The organism is Noviherbaspirillum autotrophicum (assembly GCF_000818395.1).
Classification (GTDB): Bacteria; Pseudomonadota; Gammaproteobacteria; order Burkholderiales; family Burkholderiaceae_D; genus Noviherbaspirillum; species Noviherbaspirillum autotrophicum.
The window spans coordinates 2,588,625-2,606,314 of record NZ_JWJG01000028.1 but is presented as its reverse complement, the minus strand read 5'-3'; the positions used below and the strand labels follow the sequence as shown (position 1 = coordinate 2,606,314).

Below are 17,690 nucleotides of genomic sequence, written 5' to 3'. Positions count from 1 at the left end.
AGATGTCGACCAGTATCGTGGCCGCGAGTTATGTCCTTGCCGCCTTAGCCTTTCTGATTCTCTCCCTGCTCTTGCTTACGCGCTGGCGTGCACGACTGCATGCAGCAGAACTGGCCGGGGCGTGCCTGTTGACGGCTGCGTGGGGCGCTTCCACGGTAGCCGTCGCCATGGAAGGCCAGTCGCTGATTTGGCTGTCTGAAGTGTTGGAAATACTGCGTAGCGCCGCTTGGGCGTTCTTTCTGCTGTCAGTGCTGGGACAACTGCGCACGGGAAAGCGAAGCATGTCGACAGCGAGCGTGTTTCCACTCGCCGGTATCGGCCTCTTTTGCTTTCTTCTCCTCGGGGCCACCATCTTCCTGCGTATTAATCCTGCTTACATCGGAGGGGCAGGCGGATTTATGGTCATCATTGTTGGCCGAACAGCAGCGGCAGTATTGAACATGCTGCTGGTCGAGCAGTTGTACCGCAATTCGGCACAGGAGGAGCGATGGGCGATCAAATATGCCTGCCTGGGCATCGGTGGCCTGTTTGCCTACGATTTTTACCTCTATAGCGACGCGATGTTGTTTCATCGTATTAACCTCGAAATTTGGGCGGCACGCGGGCTGGCCGATGCCTTGACCGCGCCGTTGATCGCGATATCCGCGGCGCGCAATCCGCGATGGTCCAAGGCACTTGCGATATCGCGCACCGTGCTGTTTCACTCCGCAGTCATCATCGGTTCCGCTGCTTATCTGCTGGCCATGGCAGCAGCCGGCTATTACTTGCGCCTGTTCGGCGGCACCTGGGGCACAGTAATGCAAGTGGCTTTCCTGTTCGGCGCCGCCATCCTGCTGTTTGCGGCATTGTTCTCTGGCTCGGCACGCGCCTGGCTGCGGGTGTTCATCAGCAAGCACTTCTATAGCTATCGCTACGATTATCGGGAAGAATGGATCCGTTTTACGCGCGCCCTGTCGGATGCGGGCGCCGGGTTGAACGAGCGCACCATAGAAGCGATCGCCCAGCCAATGGAAAGCCCCTCCGGCGCACTTTTCCTCCGCAAGGACGACAGTGGGGCGTGCGAATCGGTAACCCATTGGAACATGCCGCCAATTCACCATGCCGCGCCGTTGGACGGTTCATTATGCGGTTATCTCGAGAACACACAGTGGGTGATCGACTTGCAGGAGTATGAAGCCTGTCCGGAGAAATATGAAGGCCTCATTCTTCCTGAATGGCTCGCAAATATGCGTGCGGCATGGCTGGTGGTACCGCTGCTTTTGGAGCGTCAGCTATTCGGTTTCGTGGTGCTCGGCCGGCCGCGCAGCAGGATGAAGCTCAATTGGGAAGCAATCGACTTGCTCAAGATTGCCGGAGCCCAAGCCGCAAGCTATTTGGCGCAACGTGAATCGCAACATGCCCTCATGGTGGCGCGCCAGTTCGAATCGTACACACGGATGTCGACGTTCATCGTGCACGACTTGAAGAACCTGATTTCGCAACTGTCCCTGATGCTGACGAATGCGGAAAGGCACAAGGATAACCCGGAGTTCCAGGCCGACATGCTGGAAACAGTGGATCTATCCGTCAAAAAAATGAAACTACTGCTTCAGAAATTGAGCCGCGGGCCAGAAACGGACACATTTGCTCCCGTGCTGCTCACCGATATCTTGATGCAAGCGGTCCAGCAAAAGTCTTCCTTCGACTTCAAGCCAGTACTTCATCTCGATACACCGGATCTTGTAGTGCTAGCCGATCATGCGCGGCTTGAACGGGTACTGGGCCATCTGGTTCAGAATGCGATCGAAGCAACGCCCCGTTCCGGTACGGTCGCCGTACGGTTATGCAGGAGCGGCGACCACGCAGTGATCGAGGTACAGGATTCCGGGCACGGCATGACCGAGGAATTCATCCGTGACAAGTTGTTTACGCCTTTCGAATCGACGAAGACGGCAGGAATGGGAATCGGAGTGTTCGAGAGTCGTGCGTATGTTCGTTTGCTTGGCGGCGAGATCGACGTACATAGTGTTCCTTCATGCGGAACCACTTTCAGGGTGTCGCTACCAATTCACCAATACGACCACAAGTTTGCGGCTGCCGCCGCATAGAAAAAGGCCAGGGAGATAACCGCATGAGCGGCAACAGGAAAAAACTTCTAGTCATCGAAGACGACCCCGGGCTGCAAAAGCAATTGCGCTGGAGCTTCGAAGCCTATGATATACAGATTGCCGGCGACAGGGAAAGCGCGATCGCCCAAATCCGGAGGCATGAACCGGCCGTCGTCACGATGGATCTCGGCTTGCCGCCCGATGCAGACGGCGTGACGGAGGGATTGGCGACCCTGCAGCAGATTTTGGCAATGGCCCCAGATACCAAAGTCATCGTCCTGACTGGCAATCAGGATCGTGTCAATGCCGTGAAGGCCGTGTCCATGGGAGCCTATGATTTCCACCAAAAACCGTTCGACAGCACTACATTGGGGATGGTGATCGAACGCGCATTTCACCTGCATGCATTGCAACAGGAAAATCGCCGCCTGCTGCAGGCGCAGGATGACGGGCCGATGGCCGGCATCGTCAGCCGCGACCCCGGCATGCTCAAGCTTTGCCGCAGCGTCGAAAAGGTCGCGCCATCAACAGCGACTGTCATGCTGTTGGGCAGTAGCGGAACAGGCAAGGAGTTGTTAGCGCGCGCGGTACATCAGTTAAGTCCGCGGCGCGATAAGCGGTTCGTCGCGATCAATTGCGCAGCCATTCCAGAAACTTTGCTTGAAAGTGAATTGTTCGGTTACGAAAAGGGGGCATTTACGGGCGCTGTAAAGCAAACGCTGGGCAAGATCGAGATGGCCAACGGCGGCACGTTTTTCCTTGACGAGGTGGGGGATCTTCCGTTTTCCTTGCAAGCCAAACTGCTGCGCTTTTTGCAGGAGCGGGTGATAGAGCGTGTTGGCGGGCGAGCTGAAATTCCAGTCGATGTACGTATTGTCTGTGCGACCCACCAGAACCTGCAGGATCTGGTCAGCCAGGGGCGCTTCCGGGAGGATTTGTACTATCGCCTGTGCGAAATTGTGCTGACCGTGCCGTCACTGCGGCAGCGCATTGGAGATTGCACCTTGCTCGCCCATCATTTCAAGAACAAGTTCACCGCGTTGCAGCGCCGCTCTGCATTAGGTTTCAGCGATGATGCGCTGGCTGCGATCGAAGCGCATACCTGGCCCGGCAACGTGCGAGAAATGGAAAATTGCATCAAGCGCGCGGTCATCATGGCCGAGGGGCCGCAGATTACCGCCGACGATCTCGGATTGGTGCCGCCCGCGCAAGAGAATGATTTCATCAACCTGAGGCAGGCACGCGACGACGCGGAATACAAGGCGCTCGTCAAGTCGCTGGCAAGGGTGGACGGCAATATCGTCAAGGCAGCGGAATTGCTCGGGGTTAGCCGTCCGACCATTTATGACTTGATGAGCCGGCACGGGATCAAGTGAAGGCAATCAAGTGAACGGGCTCATCCACCAGTTCGTGTTCGACCGCGCGCGCGCCACACCGGACGCGGAGGCGCTGGTCGATCGGGATCGCCGGCTCAGCTATGGGCAGCTGGCAGGGCACATGGACCGGATGGCATCTGGATTGTTATCCGCCGGACTTGCGCGCGGCGAGCGCGTGGGCGTTTTCCTGGATAAACGCATCGAGACGGTGGTCGCCCTGTTCGGCGCGTCCACTGCCGGCGGCGTTTTCGTCCCGATTAACCCCCTGCTGAAGGCCAATCAGGTCGCCCACATTCTCGCTGATTGTAATGTGCGCATTCTGGTGACGTCCGCACAGCGTTTGCACATGTTGGCCCCGGTGCTGCCACGCTGTGGCGACCTGCATACCATCGTTGTCGTTGATGACGTCGAAGCTTGGCCATCGTTCGCTGCAGCGCGTCTCGTGCAATGGGAAGACTTCCTCTCGGATGCCCGCTCGATAACCCCGCACCGCTGCATCGACAGCGACATGGCAGCGATCCTGTACACCTCGGGCAGCACAGGTCGCCCCAAGGGCGTGGTGCTGTCGCATCGTAATCTTGTCGCCGGCGCCAAGAGTGTTGTCCAGTACCTGGAAAATACCGCAAGCGACCGCATCCTGGCAGTGCTGCCTCTCAGTTTCGATTACGGCTTGAGCCAGTTGACAACCGCATTCTGCTGCGGTGCGACAGCGGTATTGATGAATTACCTTTTGCCGCGCGATGTGATCAAGACGGTCGAGGAAGAGCGCATCACCGGTCTGGCGGCCGTTCCTCCATTGTGGATACAGTTCGCGCAACAACGATGGCCCCGCCATACCACGCTGCGTTATTTGACCAATTCAGGCGGGGCGATGCCGCGCAATGTGCTGGAATCGTTGCGGCATATTCTGCCCGATGCGCGCGTGTTCCTGATGTATGGGTTGACCGAGGCATTTCGCTCGACCTTCCTCCCGCCATCCGAACTAGAACGGCGCCCGGATTCCATTGGCCGTGCGATTCCGGGGGCAGAAATTCTGGTGGTGCGACCGGACGGCAGCCCGTGCGCGGTGGATGAGCCGGGTGAACTGGTGCACCGGGGCGTGCACGTAGCGCTCGGATACTGGAATAACCCGGACAAGACTGCCGAGCGCTTTCGTCCGCTGCCTGGTGCGCATGCCGGCCTGCCCCTGCGCGAGATCGCTGTCTGGTCCGGCGACACGGTGCGCATGGATGCGGAAGGGTTCCTCTATTTCATTGGCCGCCGCGACGAAATGATCAAGGTATCAGGTTATCGCGTGAGCCCGACCGAGATCGAAGAAGTGTTGCATGCCACCGGCCGCGTGACAGAGGCAGCCGTGTTCGGCGTTCCTCATCCGAACCTGGGACAAGCAATCGTCGCCGTCGTGGTGCCTGTACCCGGGAAGGGCGTGACCTCGGCAATTCTCACGCAGGAGTGCCGTGCACGCCTGCCTGCATATATGGTGCCGTCGCACGTCGCTTTCAGTCCACAAGCGCTTCCTCGCAACGCGAACGGGAAGATCGATCGGTCTGCCTTGCGGAACAAGTTCAATGCCCTGTTTTCCACCAGCCTTGCCCTTTCATGACCGATACCATGCCACGGAAATTGCCATTTCCCGTCGTCGACAATTGTCTGCAAGTCGGCGGCGTGCCACTCACGCGCCTGGCGCAACGTGTCGGCCGGACACCGTTCTATGCCTACGATCGCGGCTTGCTCACCGCCCGTGCCAAGACATTGCGTGCGACGTTGCCGCGGCAGGTCCGGCTGCATTACTCCGTCAAGGCCAACCCGATGCCCGCACTGGTGCAACACATGGCTGGGTTGGTCGATGGCTGCGACGTGTCTTCGGCGGGCGAGCTGAAGGTCGTGCTCGATACCGGGATGGCGCCGGAACACATCAGTTTTTCCGGGCCGGGCAAGCGTGAGGACGAACTGGCGCGTGCAGTCGCTGCGGGCGTACTCATCAATATCGAATCCATGCGCGAGCTGCAGTGCGTGGCACGCTCTGGCGACCGTCTCGGTATCCGGCCGCGCGTCGCAGTGCGCGTCAATCCGGATTTCGAACTGAAGTCTTCCGGCATGAGGATGGGCGGCGGTGCAAAGCAATTTGGCATCGATGCGGAACTGGCGCCGCAGGTACTGCGGCAGATCGCTGCACTCGGCCTGGATTTTGTTGGCTTACATGTCTTCAGCGGTTCGCAATGCCTGAAGGCCGAGGCAATCATTGAGGCGCAAGCACGCACGCTGGAACTTGCAGTGCGCCTTGCGCAGCATGCGCCGCAGGACATGCGTCTGCTGAACATGGGTGGTGGCTTCGGCGTGCCTTACTTTTCTGGCGAGAACGAGCTCGATATCCGATCGATTGGCGACCATCTTGCGCAGGTCGTATCGCGCCTCGAAGCACAGCTCCCGCAAGCGCAGCTTGCTATCGAACTTGGGCGCTATCTCGTGAGTGAAGCCGGCATCTACGTCACGCGCATCATCGATCGCAAGGTGTCGCGTGGCCACGCTTTCCTCGTCGCCGACGGCGGCATGCATCATCATCTTGCCGCTTCGGGCAACCTCGGGCAGGTAATTCGCAAAAACTACCCTGTCCTGATCGGCAACCGTGTCGCCGCCCACAATTCCGAAAATACCTCCGTCGTCGGACCGCTGTGTACGCCGCTTGATCTGATCGCAGATAAGATCGACCTGCCGCCCGCCAAGATAGGCGATCTGGTCGTTGTGCTCCAGTCGGGAGCCTACGGACTCACCGCTAGCCCGACCGCGTTCCTTGGGCACCCGGTGCCGGAAGAAGTACTGGTTTAGGTAGTGCCTAGCGATGTCAACCTTGTTTGTGGCTTGATGAGTCGTACGCGGAAGATGCACCGGCAAAGTAGTGCAACAAGTGCGTGAAAAACGCAGCGGCGCCGTCAAGCGACGGCGCTGCCCGCGCCTGCGTCAGAAGAAGCTTTCCGGGATGACCAATATATCTCCCGGACGGACTGGCATATTGGCCGAGAGATCGCCGTCGCGGATGAGATCGTTCAGTCGTACAGCAAGCTTCTGCTGCTTTCCTCCGATGGTGCGGACAATGCTTGCCTTGTTTCCTGCGGCAAATTCAGTCAATCCACCGACGGCAATGACAACGTCCATGACGGACATGCCTTCACGATAGGCGAGTGCCTGAGGCTTGGCTGCCTGTCCGATGACCCGAATCTGTTCGCCATAAGGACCAACGAAGCCGGTAATCGTGACCGTGACGACCGGGTCCTGAATGTATTTTGCCAATGCCTTTTCGATATCGCGTGCGAGCTCGGTTCCGGTCTTCCCGCTGGCAGTCAAATCCTCGACCAACGGAGTAGTGATTTTCCCGTCCGGGCGTACCGGCACCGTCAACGACACTTCCGGATGCCGCCATACAGAAATAATGACATTGTCCCCCGGGCCAATCCGGTATTCATGTTGGTAGGAGGCGGCATCCGCTTCGCCACCGACCGTCGGGGCTGCCGGTTTGCTTGCGCACCCTGCGATGAAAAGGGTAAGCACAAAACCGAACCATTGAGCCCATGACGCAAGGTCAGGAAATACTTTCTTCATTTTTTCTCCCTGGCAACCATCGATATCGCTGTATGAGAGCGCCAGTATTGCGTGTTGGAATGTTGATGTTTTGATACATCTCAATGGAACGTGCTCCTGCAAGGTCTCGCCGTTCATGCCTCGCATAAACTCTTTTCCCGGTGCGAATATGGCGCGTGAATCAGGGAAGGCCGACAGCCGGAAGGGGCGCTTTCACGCAATCGTCGTTACGGCGACTCGATCACTAATAAGGAATCAACAATGGCCACTCTTCATCACACACGTCCGCTTTGCATCGCGATGATTTCCGGCACCCTGCTGGCGAGCGGACTAACGGCTTGCGGCAAGACACAAAGCGCGCAGGCGCTCGTGGCGGAAGCCGGCGATTACCACCAAAAAGGCGACAACAAGGCTGCGATCATCCAGTTGAAGAATGCGCTGCAGAAGAACCCGGATGACAAGGACGCCCGGCTCTTGCTCGGCACAATCTATATCGAAACCAACGATCCGCAATCCGCTGAAAAGGAAGTGCGCAAGGCGATCGATCTTGGCAACCATACCGACCAGGCTTTAGCTGCACTGGCGAAGGCGCTTCTCATGCAGGGCAAGTTCGAGAAGGTGCTGGAGGAAACGACGCCGGCAGCTGGGGCCGCAACCGGCGCCGAGATCGCCGTCATGCGCGGAAACGCTTATCTCGGCCTCGGCAAGGCACAGGAAGCAAAGGATGCTTTCGAACTCGCGCGCAAGGACAATACGGACAACCCGGATGCGCTCATCGGCCTGGCCAGGCACGCGCTCTTGCTAAAGGATGTCGATGCTGCGACCCGGTACAGCGAGCAGGCTGTCAGCAAGAATCCGGCGAACGCGGATGCCTGGAATTTCAAGGGAGACTTGCTGCGCGCGCAGGCAAAAGCCGAAGCAGCTCTCGCCGCCTATGAAGAAGCGCTCAGGCTCAAGCCCGATCACGCTGCAGCGCTGGTGGCAAAGGCGACGATCGAAATTGGCGCCGGCAGATACGATGCCGCCCGCGCGAGCTTGGACACCGCGCGCAAGAAGGGCGCCAGCACGCTGGGCGTTTTGTACACGCAGGCTTTGCTCGACTACAAGCAGGGCAAACCTGCTGCGGCACTGGAGTCGCTTCAGCACGTGCTGCGTGCGGCACCAGGCCACTTGCAGGCCCAGCTGCTGGCGGGAACCGTTCAGTATGAACTCGGTGCGACGCAGCAGGCGGAAATGCACCTGAAGACGTATCTCGAGAAAAGGCCTGACGACCTGCACGCGCGCAAATTGCTCGCAGCGACGCTGCTCAGGAACGGCGAGCCGAAGCGGGCGCTCACTATAGTCTCGACGGCCGCGAAGGACGCGCCGCAGGATGCACAACTGCTGACGCTGGCAGGCGAGTCGTCGGCACAGGCAAAAGACTTTTCCGGAGCGATCGAATACTTTCAGAAGGCCAGTGCCGCTGCGCCGCAGGATGCGATGATTCGCACTGCGCTTGGCAAGATCAAATTGGGGCAGGGCGACAGCGGTGGCGCAATCGATGAATTCCAAAAGGCGGCGGCGTTGGAAAAGGAGCCGGGGCAGGCGAACAAAGCCCTCATCCTGGCCTATCTGCAGCAGAAGCAGTATGACAAGGCGCTTTCGATGGTCACTACCATCGAAAAGGAGCAGCCCAAAAATCCGGAGCTGCAGCATCTGAAGGGCGGCATCTACCTTGCCAAGAAGGATGTGCAAAGCGCACGCCAGAGTTATGAGCGAGCGCTGTCGTACGACGCCACCTATTTCAATGCGGTGGCAAGCCTGGCTCGACTCGACATGATCGACAAGAAGCCGGATGCTGCGAAAAAACGCTTTGAAGCGCTGCTGGCAGCAGACAAGAAGAACGTGCAAGCCATGATCGCGCTCGGAAGCATTGCAGTTGCGCAAAAGCAGAATGACGAAGCGACGCGCTGGTTCGAGCAGGCCCATAGTGAAAACCCCGATGCATTGGAGCCGGCAACGCAGCTGGCGATGCACTATTTGCGGCTAGGACAGAATCAAAAAGCGCTCACGCTTGCGCAAAAACTTCAAGCAGCCAGCCCGACTAATGCCGGTGCCCTCGATCTCTTGGCCAAGGTTCAGTTCGCCAGTAATGACAAGCGAGCGGCCCTCGACAGCTACGAGAAGCTGGCAGCGCTTAATCCATCATCGGCGGCAGTGTTCGTGAAGATTGCAGCAATCCACATGACCATGCAAAAGACTGCGGAGGCAGCCGAAGCATTGAAGAAAGCGCTTTCGCTGCAGCCCGGCTATCTCGAAGCGCAGGTCGCATTGGCCAGTGTCGAGCAAGCACGGGGCAACCGGGATCAGGCATTGACGCTCGCGCGCAGCATCCAGAAGCAGCATGAGAAGTCGCCGGCAGGCCATCTGCTGGAAGCTGAGCTTATGCTGGCGCAGCACAAGCTGGAGCCTGCCATTGCAGCATATGAGCGCGCATACGCGCTCGGCAGGACGGCAACGCTGGCAATGAAACTGCATACTGTTCTACGCCAGGCGGGACGGGAGAAGGATGCGGAACGGTACATTGAGCAATGGCTGAAAGACCACCCTGCCGATACCGCGGTGCATGCCTACGTTGCGCAGAACTATCTCAATATTGGGCAGAACAAGCAGGCGATCAAGCACTACGAAGCCGTCCTGCAACGGGATGCGAGCGATGTCCGGGCACTCAATAATCTCGCATGGCTCTATCAACAGGAAAAGGACAGCCGCGCATTGCAGTATGCCGAAAAGGCCTATGCCGGAAACTCCAGCAATCCATCCGTGCTCGATACGTTGGGATGGATCTTGGTGGAGCGTGGAGAGCATGCCCGTGGCATCAGTCTTCTTCAACAGGCAGTGGCGCTTGCGCCCGATGCGATGGAGATCCGTTATCGCCTCGCGCTCGGCCTGGTGAAATCGGGCGACAAGGAAAAGGCGCGCACCGAACTGCAGCATTTGCTTACAGCAGGCAAGGAATTTTCGAAGGAAAAGGAAGCGCGCGCGTTGCTCACGCAACTCTAACGCCGACGATGGACCGAAGCTGCCGCGCTGTCGAGAGTCTTTACAGTGGCGCGGCCAACAAGGCAGTCAAATCTATTAAGTCCTTGTTTTGAAAGCAGTTGTATTGCATGGCATACATATTGCGATTACTGATTCGCAATACACGAAGCAATCGGTATTCACTCAGTAAGTAGCAAGCAAATTTCAAAACAAGTATTCAATTTGGAGTGCAAGATCATGACATTCAAAAACCTAGCTAGTGCAGTCAGCCTCGCTGTTGGCGTGATGATGGGGGGAAGTGCACTGGCTGCCCCGATCGATTTGACCAATACGCGGCCGGTACCAATCGGTGTCAGCGGCGAGACGTCGATGCAGGAAATCCTTGATTCAGTATTCCCGGGCCAAGGCGTTAGTGCCGCGACAAATCAGGACAGCGCCGCGATGTGGAGTTCTTCCAGCCCGATTTTTCCGACGGTGACCCCGGTCCTGTCGTTCGAATTCGCGGGAAACGCCAATTCCAACAGCTTGGGGCTGTGGGGCGGCACGGATACGACCGCATTGACCGAACGCCTCATCTTCAATGGATCAGCCAGCATTGGTACGCGTGCCACGATTGCATGGACCGGCGCTGACACCGGCATCATTGGCCAGATCGGTGGCAATGCAGGTGACGTGGTTACCGGAACCTTCTCCGGTATCCCATGGGCACAGTTTGGCTTCTTCCTGTCCGGCCCGGGCACTAGCGGCAACAACTTCTATACTGCCGATCAGCTCAATGGCGGCAATGCCTACTCGGTGGCATACCATGGCACCGGTGTGAATGGCACCAACTGGGTGATCGGATTCGAGGACACCGTTGGTGGTGACAGCGACTTTCAGGATCTGGTGATTCGTGTGGAAAGCGTCGTTGCCGCAGTGCCGGAGCCGGGCACCGCGCTGCTGCTGGGCGCAGGCCTGCTGGGCTTCGGCGGGTTGGCACGCCGTCGTCGCGACAGCAAGCAGGTTTAATCGGAGAGCAGGTATGAACAGCGGCCGTATGGCCGCTGTGTTTTTTTATATGCAGTGCATCGTCAAGACGAATATCGACTTTCGAACTACTGCACCTAGGTTCAAGCATGCAGCTTGCCGGCTTGGTCTGCATGGAATCCTTAGATTGTCGTGAAATAGCGATATTGTTGTGGGAGCTTTTATCTTTGCGCGCATCGTGTCAAAGGCCGGTCCGTTATTGGAAACACCCCAATTAAAAATAGACGTTGTCGCCGGTTTCCACCATCGCAGTCTTCGATGCCGCCCTTGCGCCGCCACGACAGAATGCGCTCTTCTCACCTGTCGCTTGATCAGCGAGCATGTGATGGCTCGATAAATAGCAAGCGCCAAAATCAGAGTTTGTCTTGTTGCGACTCAGTCTCTTGCAATGTGTACAGCTAGCGATCACAGTATGCAAGCCCATATTCGGCTATGCGCGCAACAAGAGCTGTCGACTAGTTTTACACCCGTCCTAATTGACGAGCTCTCTATTTGCGCAAGTGCCTGAAAAAAAAAGAGATTATGAGCCTGGCCTGCTTGTTGCTCTTTACTGCGTGGTGTCATGGCACGTTCTACTAACTGCAACAATAAGGAGAAGCGATGGATATTTTTAAAAAGAGCCTGACGGCAGTGGCTGTTGCACTGTCTTTGGCAAGCGGCTTGGCGCATGCCGACATTATGTTCTTACCGGGAAATAATCCTCAACAGTCTGGCGAGGAAAACATCCTGTTCAATGGCGCTGGCACCATTTCCGGCCCGGCGCTGACGGTAACTGGCAGGACCAATCAATCCGATGTTCTGGTCGCTTTTACGTCGACGGAAAATCTGGTGACCCCGGCCAACGGCCAGGCGCGCGTCGATGCGGCCGACGGCGCCTTCACGGATTTGACGGTTTCGCTGCTCAATGGAGGCACGTTCGGCGATCTCATTTTCAATCTTAACGCCGTCCAGGGAGATACCGGTACGGCTGTGATCACGGTTCACCAGGTGAACGGCCCGGACGCGACTTACAATCTGGCGGTCGGCAACGGGGAAAACTTCTTGACGATCCTTGCTACCAACGGGCAGCGTATCACCAGCGTCGACATCAACAGCAGCACTGGCGTCGAAATGGTGAATATCGATGACGGCAGACAGTTCCGGATCAGCGAAGTGCAGGGGCCGAACAACGTACCTGAACCTCTTCCCGTCTCGCTCCTCGGTGCCGGTTTACTGGGGATGCTCGCGATGCGGCGCAAGGGAGCGCGTGGCAATTAAACATAGCGCCCGATTTTCTGCATGTCCTCTCTTTATGCCGAGGAGTTCGATCCTCGGCATTTAGTCATTTTTGGGATTCGCCCATCCCGTCGGACGGAGCTTCTCGCCGTTTCAACGATTTAGTCCGGTAACCACTTGGCCTGTGAACTTCACCGGCTTGGCATCACGACTTTTCGCCAATTCCAGTTGTCACCTTGACAAACGTCAACTCTTACTCTGCGGATAAAAGTAACCTTTGATGGCGCGGAAATCGCGCTGCCTTCAATACAAGTCACGCCGGTCGCGGGAGCCTATCGCGACACATCAGGGAGCACGGATAGATGGAAGAACAACTGGCGCAGCTGATCGCCCATGTCAAGGGAATCTGGAAATATCGCTGGTTAGCGCTTGCAACAGCTTGGCTGGTCGCGATTGCCGGCGGTATTGTTGTGCATATCCTCCCCGATAAATACGAGGCTTCTGCCCGGGTTTTTGTCGATACGCAAAGCATCCTCAAGCCGCTCCTTTCTGGCATGACGACTGTTCCCAATGTTGAACAGCAAGTTGGAATCATGAGCCGGACCTTACTTAGCCGCCCTAACCTGGAGCGGCTTGTCCGGATGGTGGATCTCGACATCAAGATTAATACGCCAAAGGAAAAGGAAGAGCTGCTTGAAAAGCTGGCGCGTGATATCAAGCTCGCCGGCAGCCCGCACGACAACATCTACACCATCACCTACAACAACGAGAACCCGAAACTGGCAAAGGATGTGGTCCGCTCTCTGCTAGCTATCTTTGTGGAAGCCGGCATAGGCGACAAGAAGAAGGAATCCGAGAATGCGGTGAGCTTCATTGACGATCAGATCAAGTCTTATGAAGAGAAACTGACTGCGGCAGAAAATGCGCGCAAAGAGTTCATGCTCAAGAATTCGGGGCTGTTATCCCGGCAGGGCGGCGATTACAACAGCAAACTGATGGATGCCACCGATACCCTCAATCAGGCTCGACTCGAACTGCACGAGGCTGAACAGGCGCGTGACGCGCTCAAGCGTCAGATTGCCGGTGACGAAGCTGATGCCACCACAGCAATGCGCGCTGCCGCCGCAAGCAATCCAGAACTCGACGAGAGGTTACAGGCACTGCGCAAGAACCTCGATAACTTGCAAATGCAGTTTACCTCTGCGCATCCCGACATCATCGCGACGCAGCGGTTGATTGCGCAACTAGAGGAACGCAAACGCGAGGAAGCCAAGATAAGAAGGCCGAATCCGGACCGGGGCGCCAATTACAGCCCCCTGCTCCAGAAGTTGACGATTTCCCTTGCCGAGGCAGAGGCACGTGTGGCGTCGCTGCGAGCACGGGTGGATGAATATGCAAGCCGTGTCAATCGCCTTACGGCAATGAATAAGGCGGTGCCCGAAGTAGAGGCACAGTTCGCTCAACTAAATCGCGATTACCAGATCAACAAGGAAAACTACGAGAAGCTGCTCGGACGCCGTGAAGCCGCAAAACTGGCTGGCGACCTTACCAATACCACCGACATGCTGACGTTCCGTGTCGTCGATCCGCCAATGGTGCCGCCGACGCCCGCCGGCCCACCCAGGCTGAAACTGTTCATCGGTGTTGTGTTCGGCGCCATCGCTGCTGGCATCGGGGCGGCCTTCTTGATGAGCAAAGTCCGTGCGACATTCCTGACGCAGTATAGCCTGCGCGAAGTGACCGGGCTGCCGGTCCTGGGAACGGTCGGCATGTATTGGACAGAACAGGAAAGGATGCGGCATCGCAAAGGAAATGTTGCTTTTGTCGGATCCATTGCCCTGCTGCTCATACTGTGTAGCGGCGTCGCAGCGCGCATGCTGGTCATGTACTAAATTTGAGGCCTCCTGCCTCTATCTCTTTTGCCAGAAAGAGGCGGGGCGGGCGAATCGGTCGTAATACAAGTACTAAAATTTCCTTGGGAGAGAATGTGAGCATTATTGAAAAGGCCGCCGGCCGCCTTGCCCAGAAATCCATGGAAACCCGGCCCCGTGTTTCCTCCGTGTCTCCTGCGGCTACACCTGCTTCGTTTGGCCCCCAAGTTGACATCGACAGGAGGCCGCAGGAATCGGAAACGCGAGCGCGAGAAAACGCCAGCACTCCGCGCCACCATATCGATCTTGAGCGGTTGCATGCCGAAGGCATGGTGACGCCTAATGGGGAGCGCACTCCGATTGCCGAGGAATTTCGGTTCATCAAGCGCTCGCTCATCAGCTCCGCGTTGCGGCGGGATGAGCGGGCCGGACGGCACGGCAATCTGATTATGGTGACGAGTGCGCTTCCTGGCGAGGGAAAAACCTTTTGTTCGATCAACCTGGCCATGAGTATCGCCATGGAGATGGATCATACGGTATTGCTTGTGGATGCCGATGTCGCGCGCCCGTCCGTACTGTCGACACTAGGTATCGAGGCACAGAAAGGCCTGATGGATTTGTTACGCGACGATTCATTGGACGTGAGCGATGTATTAGTCAAGACCAATGTGGACGCGCTGACCATTCTGCCAAGCGGAGCCAGCCCAAAGAATGCGACCGAGTTGTTGGCGAGCCAGTCGATGAAGCTGTTGCTTGACCAGATCGCTGCGCGATACGCAGACCGGATTGTGATCTTCGATTCGCCTCCCGTTTTGTTGACCAGCGAAGCGCGCGTACTAGCGGAGCAGATGGGACAAATCGTCATGGTCGTGGAGGCGGAAAAGACGACGCAAAACGCGGTGAAGGACGCGTTGCGTCGCATTGGTACGTGTGACAATGTGAGCCTCCTCTACAATAAGAGGCGGGATTTCGCGGAGCACGATTCCTATGGTTATTACAGCAACTAGTGCCATGCGAATCCGTCGTGCTTATGTCTGCCTCTTTCCTCTGGCGCCGATGGCGGCCTGTGTTGCCCTTGCGTGGCCGCAGTCCGCTAGTGCTGCGGAATGGAGCATTACGCCAGGTCTTGATCTAAGGGAAACGTATACCGATAACCTGACGCTTGCTTCTCGCGGCGCCGAGCGCAGTGATTTTGTCACTGAAGTTGCACCCAACCTCGCAGTGAGAGGAGTCGGATCGCGCATGCATTTGAATGCAGATTATGTCATGCGCAATTTCTTTTACGCGCGCACAAGCGGAGCATCGAATACGCAGCATCAGCTGCATGCTGCAGCCGATGCGACCTTGGTTGATGACTTGCTGTTTTTCGATGGCGATGCATCGCTTGGGCAACAGGCAATTTCACCGTTTGGTGCCCAGGTTGCCGACAACGGCAACCTGAATGGAAATCAGGCTGAGGTGCGGACCTATACGCTCAGCCCATACTTGCGCCATCATTTCGGTCATAGTGCGACTGCCGAATTGCGTGTTAGCTGCGACGGAGTTAGTTCGAGCGCTGACAATCTGCTCGATAGCCAGTCGAATCGCGTCCATATAAGCCTGGATAGCGGGCGAGATTTCAGAGCCTTGCAGTGGAGCGCCTTGTACGACGCGCAGAGAATCGACTACAAGTCCTCCGACGATGTTGATTTGAAAAGGTTGTCCGGATCGCTGCGTTATCTGTTAACACCTCGTTTCGCAGCGACGGGAAGCGCCGGCTATGAACGCAACAATTATGTTGCCATCGGCGAGAAGCCGGAAGGTGCATTCTGGGCGCTCGGCGCTGACTGGATGCCAGCACAGCGGACTTCCATCTCGATTAGCGCCGGGCGGCGTTACTTTGGCAACACCGTATCGTTCGCCGCACAGCATCGCGCTCGTATTGCCGTCTTTAGTGCAGCCTATCAGGAGGAAATTACAACCGCACGTTCGCAGTTCCTTCTTCCATCGACTAGCGACACGGCTGCCTTTCTGGATGGGTTACTGATGAACAGCGTGCCGGACAAGGTGGAGCGCGAAAAGCAGGTGAGCCGCTTTATCCATGATGCCAACCTGCCGCCGAGCCTTGTAGCCCCAGTCAATACCTTTTCCAATCGCGTGTTCCTCCAGAAGAGCGCTAATGTATCTGTGGCATCCAGAGGGACGAAGAACACATTAATCGTCACTGTCTTTCATACAGAACGTGACCCACAATCGGCAGCGGGAACGACGGCCTCGACGGGAGCTCTGCTGGACGATGCGACGCGCCAGAACGGCGTCAGCGCCCTTTGGAACTGGGCGCTTTCTCCGCGTACCCGTCTTGCGGCGAATGCCGCCTTTAGCAGGGCAAGTGCGGCCACCAGCGACAGACACGACGACAATATGACATTCAGGATGGGCGTAGCGCACCAGCTGCACCCCAAGCTCAATGGCGGAATCGAGTTACGACGGCTTGAAAAGCGTTCGAGCCAGGCTGGCAATGAATTCCGCGAAAACGCGTTAACCGCTTTTCTCCTGATGAACTTTTAGCGAGGTTTACCACGCAATGTACGAAGCATTTTACGGTTTGTCGGCCAACCCATTTCAACTCAAGCCGGACCCGCACTTCTTCTTTGGTAGCAAAGGGCACAAGCGGGCCATGGCTTACCTGGAATATGGCGTCTCGCGTGGTGAAGGTTTCATCGTGATTACTGGTGAGGTCGGCGCCGGCAAGACTACGCTGATGCGCAATCTGTTTCAAAAGCTCGACTCAAGCAAGATCAGGGCAGCCCAGATCGTCAACACCTATCTCGACCCGGATGACGTGTTGCGCAGCGTTGCTGCTGCATTTGGGCTCCCCTATGAAAACGCAAGCAAGACTACCTTGCTTTCAAGGCTTGAATTGTTCTTGCGTCAGGGAGACCAGCACGGCCGGCGTGCATTGCTTGTCGTTGATGAGGCACAGAACCTTGTACCGCAAGCAGTCGAGGAACTTCGCATGCTGTCCAATTTCCAGACTGATGACAAGTGCATGATGCAGATATTCCTACTTGGCCAGCCCCAATTCAGGCAGACGATGCTTAGCCCTGATATGGAGCAGCTGCGGCAGCGCGTTATTGCGGCTTATCACCTGGGCCCACTCGACTATCTAGAAACTTGTTCTTATATCCAGCATCGCTTGCGTACCGTCGAATGGAAAAACGACCCCCAGGTAACGGATGCAGCATATTCCGCGATCCACGATTACACCGGCGGAATTCCACGCAAGATTAATACTTTATGCGACCGCCTTTTCCTCATGGGGGCGCTGGAAGAATTGCATGTGTTTGATGAAGCGGAACTTCAAACAGTGATCAGCGAAGTACAACGCGAGTTCGGCGTATTGACTGGATAAGGGCCATCGCATCGCGCTCAAGTGATGACGGAAGACCGGCGGCGTCGAATATTTTGATTTTTCAGAACGAGCCTAACGGCAGGTGCCACCGTGCTTGGGACGTTTCGCTGGCAAGTGCACCAGTGTT

General features: G+C 56.9%; 12 protein-coding genes. 11 read left to right on the top strand and 1 reads right to left on the bottom strand.

What is annotated here, in order from left to right:
- Window positions 1–2: 2 nt before the first annotated feature.
- From prsK to TSA66_RS13225, 4 genes are read left to right on the top strand one after another with little or no spacing between them, the layout of a single operon-like run.
- On the top strand, window positions 3–2,087 hold the full coding sequence (gene prsK, locus TSA66_RS13240; RefSeq protein ID WP_040040376.1) for an XrtA/PEP-CTERM system histidine kinase PrsK: 2,085 nt from the start codon (window positions 3–5) through the stop codon (window positions 2,085–2,087).
- Window positions 2,088–2,110: 23 nt separating this feature from the next.
- Window positions 2,111–3,463 carry a PEP-CTERM-box response regulator transcription factor gene (gene prsR / locus TSA66_RS13235; protein WP_040040375.1) on the top strand — a complete coding sequence of 451 codons (1,353 nt, stop codon included), beginning with the start codon at window positions 2,111–2,113 and terminating at the stop codon, window positions 3,461–3,463.
- 10 nt (window positions 3,464–3,473) lie between these two features.
- Window positions 3,474–5,066 carry an acyl-CoA ligase (AMP-forming), exosortase A system-associated gene (locus TSA66_RS13230; RefSeq protein WP_040040374.1) on the top strand — a complete coding sequence of 531 codons (1,593 nt, stop codon included), beginning with the start codon at window positions 3,474–3,476 and terminating at the stop codon, window positions 5,064–5,066.
- A gap of 8 nt (window positions 5,067–5,074) precedes the next feature.
- The gene (locus tag TSA66_RS13225; protein ID WP_232429472.1) at window positions 5,075–6,289 is read left to right on the top strand and encodes a pyridoxal-dependent decarboxylase, exosortase A system-associated; all 1,215 of its coding nucleotides are present in this window, start codon (window positions 5,075–5,077) and stop codon (window positions 6,287–6,289) included.
- 132 nt (window positions 6,290–6,421) lie between these two features.
- Here the strand turns inward: TSA66_RS13225 and TSA66_RS13220 are convergent, their stop codons facing one another.
- A complete protein-coding gene (locus tag TSA66_RS13220) occupies window positions 6,422–7,060 on the bottom strand; it encodes an XrtA/PEP-CTERM system exopolysaccharide export protein (RefSeq protein WP_040040372.1) in 639 nt (212 codons plus the stop codon).
- A gap of 240 nt (window positions 7,061–7,300) precedes the next feature.
- Here TSA66_RS13220 and prsT point away from each other — a divergent pair, with 240 nt between their 5' ends.
- From prsT to TSA66_RS13185, 7 genes are all read left to right on the top strand, one after another.
- The gene (gene prsT, locus TSA66_RS13215) at window positions 7,301–10,081 is read left to right on the top strand and encodes an XrtA/PEP-CTERM system TPR-repeat protein PrsT (protein ID WP_040040371.1); all 2,781 of its coding nucleotides are present in this window, start codon (window positions 7,301–7,303) and stop codon (window positions 10,079–10,081) included.
- 216 nt (window positions 10,082–10,297) lie between these two features.
- On the top strand, window positions 10,298–11,068 hold the full coding sequence (locus TSA66_RS13210; RefSeq protein WP_094299059.1) for a DUF4114 domain-containing protein: 771 nt from the start codon (window positions 10,298–10,300) through the stop codon (window positions 11,066–11,068).
- 618 nt (window positions 11,069–11,686) lie between these two features.
- Window positions 11,687–12,343, top strand: a complete 657-nt coding sequence (locus TSA66_RS13205; protein ID WP_040040369.1) for a PEP-CTERM sorting domain-containing protein — start codon at window positions 11,687–11,689, stop codon at window positions 12,341–12,343.
- Window positions 12,344–12,663: 320 nt separating this feature from the next.
- Entirely contained in the window at window positions 12,664–14,193 is a 1,530-nt protein-coding gene (locus tag TSA66_RS13200; protein ID WP_040040368.1) for an XrtA system polysaccharide chain length determinant, read from the top strand.
- 95 nt (window positions 14,194–14,288) lie between these two features.
- Entirely contained in the window at window positions 14,289–15,179 is an 891-nt protein-coding gene (locus TSA66_RS13195) for an XrtA-associated tyrosine autokinase (RefSeq protein ID WP_040042562.1), read from the top strand.
- Window positions 15,180–15,183: 4 nt separating this feature from the next.
- Window positions 15,184–16,719 (top strand): TIGR03016 family PEP-CTERM system-associated outer membrane protein, encoded by a 1,536-nt coding sequence (locus TSA66_RS13190; protein ID WP_157691683.1) that lies wholly within the window; start codon window positions 15,184–15,186, stop codon window positions 16,717–16,719.
- Window positions 16,720–16,735: 16 nt separating this feature from the next.
- On the top strand, window positions 16,736–17,563 hold the full coding sequence (locus TSA66_RS13185) for an XrtA/PEP-CTERM system-associated ATPase (protein WP_040040366.1): 828 nt from the start codon (window positions 16,736–16,738) through the stop codon (window positions 17,561–17,563).
- Window positions 17,564–17,690: the final 127 nt, after the last annotated feature.